5 protein-coding genes are annotated in these 3551 nt (G+C 65.8%); 2 read left to right on the forward strand and 3 right to left on the reverse strand.

Going from position 1 to position 3551, the window contains the following annotated elements:
• Positions 1–175: 175 nt before the first annotated feature.
• Positions 176–388 (forward strand): hypothetical protein, encoded by a 213-nt coding sequence (locus HY703_06400; GenBank protein ID MBI4544804.1) that lies wholly within the window; start codon positions 176–178, stop codon positions 386–388.
• Between the two features lie 222 nt (positions 389–610).
• Here the strand turns inward: HY703_06400 and HY703_06405 are convergent, their stop codons facing one another.
• Positions 611–1585 (reverse strand): carbon-nitrogen hydrolase family protein, encoded by a 975-nt coding sequence (locus HY703_06405; protein MBI4544805.1) that lies wholly within the window; start codon positions 1583–1585, stop codon positions 611–613.
• A gap of 120 nt (positions 1586–1705) precedes the next feature.
• On the opposite strand from HY703_06405, the gene HY703_06410 reads away from it, so the two are divergent.
• Positions 1706–2134 carry a hypothetical protein gene (locus HY703_06410; GenBank protein MBI4544806.1) on the forward strand — a complete coding sequence of 143 codons (429 nt, stop codon included), beginning with the start codon at positions 1706–1708 and terminating at the stop codon, positions 2132–2134.
• Positions 2135–2496: 362 nt separating this feature from the next.
• Here HY703_06410 and HY703_06415 read toward each other — a convergent pair whose 3' ends face one another.
• Positions 2497–2853: a hypothetical protein gene (locus HY703_06415; GenBank protein MBI4544807.1), complete on the reverse strand. Its 357-nt coding sequence runs from the start codon at positions 2851–2853 to the stop codon at positions 2497–2499.
• Between the two features lie 198 nt (positions 2854–3051).
• Positions 3052–3551 (reverse strand): DUF4097 family beta strand repeat protein (locus HY703_06420; protein MBI4544808.1); only part of this gene is annotated, 500 nt, incomplete at its 5' end.

Genomic DNA, 3551 nt, shown 5'->3' on the forward strand with positions numbered 1-3551 from the left:
CAAGGAGGGGTGCTGAGCCCCACCTCTGCGAGCTGTTCCGCGACTTGTGATTTCCGAGCTCCGGATCTGGCCATCGGCCGGGACCTCAGGGCCCGAACAGAGGGCAAACGAATCCCGCTGGCGCGCTGTTGCGTAGGGAGGGACGAAGGCGGGCTTTCAAAAATCGGAGGTATCAATGGCAAGCATGGCTGTGAAGCTGGCCGGCGCCGCCGCGGTCCTGGTGGCCGCCGTGGTCGCGCTCAAGGTGATCTTTGGCGTGATCGGCGCACTGCTGGGGATGGTGGTAGGGCTGGCCATCAAGATCGCGCTGCTCGTGCTGGTGGGCTGGCTGGTGCTGAAGTTCATCCGCTACCTGCGGGAGAAGCCGGCACAAGATACGTCGGCGTAGCCTTAGTTTAGTGGTCGAGCTCGTAAATACCGCCACGCACCGAGGTCGCCCAGCAGTGTATTTACCGCCGAGTCCGCAGAAGCCGCGGCGTGGCAGCCGGTGACGGCCGACCCTTTGACCTCTGCGTCCTCGCCGCCGTTCGGCCGTGAATTGGTGCGTCGCGGTTACGTGGACGCGGGGGGCCCTACCCGTCAGCCATACGAGTCCTGAGCGGTCGCTTCATCAATCCGCGGCTTCCGCCGGGGCTGGTTCTGTCGCCTGCGCCTGGGTTCCATCGTGCGATCGCCCCCGGAGCGCCCGGAACTCGAAGCAGTCCGGGCGGCTGTAGTGGCCGGCCACGTCCAGCGTCATGCGCTCCTCCCAGATGCGGCTGAAGTCCAGTTCCGCGTGCAGGATCCGTGGCTCGTCATAGACCGGCTCGACGACGTACGAACCGTCGGGCGCAATGATCGAGCTGCCGCCGCGCATTACCCAGGTGTCCGGGCCGGGCACGCGCTCCGGGTGCGGCTCGAGCCCGGCCGGCAGGCCGGCGCCGCGCATCAGGCCGCCCGCCGCCAGCACGTAGCACCGCCCCTCGAAGGCGTAGTGGCGGCTGGCGAGCTGGTGCAGTTCGTGGGCCGTCGACCATACGGCCACGTGCACGTCCTCGCCTGACTCGTGCAGCGCCTGCCGGGCCAGCGGCATCCAGTGCTCCCAGCAGATCAAGCCGCCCACTCGCCCGCCCGGCGAGTCCACCGCCTCGAGCCCCTGGGCGTCGCCCGTGCCCCACAACATGCGCTCCGTGTACGTGGGCACCAGCTTGCGGTGGTGGTTGAGCAGCCGGCCGTCCGGCCCGAAGGTGAGCAAGGAGTTGTAGAGCGTGCCGCGCCCCGGGCCGCGCTCGACCCGCTCGGATACGCCCACGACCAGCGTCACGCCCAGCTCGTGCGCGGTCTCAGCCAGCGCCTCGGCCGCGGGGCCGGGCACGGCCACGCTGTTCTGGGCCAGGCGCGCGAATTCCGCCTTGACGGGCGGGTGGTTCCAGAGCGCGGCATCGCGGCAGGCATCGATCCAGGCGGGATAGCCCGGGATCCACGTCTCCGGAAAAGCGATGAGCTCGGCGCCGTCAGCCGCGGCCTCCCGCGCCAGTGCGCGCGTCCGCTCGAGCCCCCGCTCGAGCTGGAGCGGCACCTCAGCCTGCACGATGGCAACCTTCATCCGCTGCGCCACCGCGTTCTCCCTTGACACCGGCTGAATGAGGCCTCCTTTGCGAGCCACGCCCCCATCGGCGCAGTAGCCTGCGGTACGTTATCCAGGCGCGCTCTTCAGGATACCCTTTTGAGTGAGAATCTGGAGATATTCCGTTTGACCGAGAGGACAGCCTACCCAACGCTCGAATTCGTCCTTCGAAAGATGCAGTTGCTTGCGCATTCTGTCCAGCAAACTGTCGTCGATGGTCCGGTATTTCTGCCCGCGCGACAACTTGGTGTAGACTGGTTGCGTCTTGCCCTCATGTTGGAAAAAATAGACGTCGTGATCACGCTGCGACTGCAATGCAAAGCCCTTCGCCTGAAGCGCCCTCTTGATTTCTCGCCTCTCCTTCGGCATCCGGCTTCACAGCGCACGTATAGCGAAATCACGGAGTCGAAGTGTTTCTGGATCGAGCGAAGAGACGGGCAGCTTCAAAAGCGCTTCCGCCAGCTCCCTGGCCTCGGCCAAAAGGTCCTGCTCGGCCTCCAGAAGACTACTACCGCTGCCGAGCAGTGACCAACGGGGGTGCCTGATGTAGAGCGTCTGGTTCTTGCACTCGAAGTAGAAAGGTTCACCAAGGATCCGAAGGAAGGGGCCGACGGCAGGACCAGATGTCACCTGCACGACGGGTCGAGCCTGAGGCGCAGCCGTCGGAGCAACCGAGGTGGTGAACTGCTCTGTGCCTTGAAACTTTAGAGGAGCCAACGACGCACGGCTTGACCCGACTGAGAATTTCGACCGAGAGCTCGCCCGCTGGAATTCCTGCACGAGCAAATCGCGATTAAGGGTCCGATCCCCGCGAATTGCGGCCGCCGTCCCGGGGCCGGGAGCCGTACTGGGCGATGCGGACGAATCGCTAAGACTAGCTTGGGCGATGGTCATGGCTTCTGTTCGCGCCCTGAGCGCTGCTGACGGACACTAATGGCTTGCTCGCCTTTTTCCTGCAGCCACTTGCCCACAACGATTGCGGTTTCCGCAGGCAGCACTAGTGTGGCCTGCACGCGCCTGCTCACATCGGCCCTCTTCACATCCTGAGTCTTGGTTAAGTCAACCACGCCACGTGCGTCGATGGGCGCCGAGCTGATGCTGGGAAGCGTGGAGGACTCCACATACAGATGAGCCACGACCGCTGATCCCTCGGGCGTGGGCCCGCCGTAGGCTCCGGTGACGGGGAGCACCGGCCTACCCTCCGGTTCCTCATACACAATCTTTAAGGAATCCGGTTGGTGGCTCATGGCAACCTTCCTAACGAGGCGAGGGCTTAGGTCCTGCGGTTCAAGCGAGCCTATGGGCGTCGTCAGTCCTACCGCAACCGAAGGCCAGCGAGCTAACCTCGCCTCATACGTAGCACCTGCTTGGGCGATCCCGCAAGCCCAATGCTGACACAGCGCCGCAGTCGTAAATGCAACCCTGAGCCACCGGGAGCTCGCAGCCTACTTCTTCAGCTTGCGCAGCACGATCCGCCCGCTGAAGCTGCGCACGGCGACCTGGGCGCCGCCGCGGCCGGTGGTGAAGGCGAGCTCGCGGCCGCGCAGCTCGCGGGCGGAGGACATCTTGCCGGACCAGAAATCCGTGTCCAGCTCACCCTGGAAGGTGCTCACCAGGAAGTCGGCCGCGACAGTGGCCGGAAGCCGCAGCTCGATGGTGCCGCTATGGCTCTGGAAGCCGAGCGAGCCGGCGCGATCGATGTCGCCCTGGAAGCGGATGTCGCCGGTCACGGACTCGAAGCGGCCGCGCTGGAACTTTCCGCCCTGCACCAGCACCGAGCCGCTCACGGTCGAGACAGTGGCGTCCTCGGCCGAGCCGCGCAGCAGCACCGTGCCGCTCGCGGACTTGGCGCGCAGCGACGGTGTGCTGGCCGCGATCTCGACATCGCCGGCCATGGATTCCGCGCGCACGTCGCGCGGGCTGCCCGCCACCCGGATGGGGCCGC

The organism is Gemmatimonadota bacterium (genome assembly GCA_016209965.1).
GTDB lineage: Bacteria > Gemmatimonadota > Gemmatimonadetes > Longimicrobiales > RSA9 > JACQVE01.

What these genes read in the sequence shown, in the direction of transcription:
- HY703_06400 (MBI4544804.1), top strand. Translation starts at nt 176, where the DNA reads ATGGCAAGCATGGCTGTGAAGCTGGCCGGCGCCGCCGCGGTCCTGGTG.
- HY703_06415 (MBI4544807.1), bottom strand. Translation starts at nt 2,853, where the DNA reads ATGAGCCACCAACCGGATTCCTTAAAGATTGTGTATGAGGAACCGGAG.
- HY703_06405 (MBI4544805.1), bottom strand. Translation starts at nt 1,585, where the DNA reads ATGAAGGTTGCCATCGTGCAGGCTGAGGTGCCGCTCCAGCTCGAGCGG.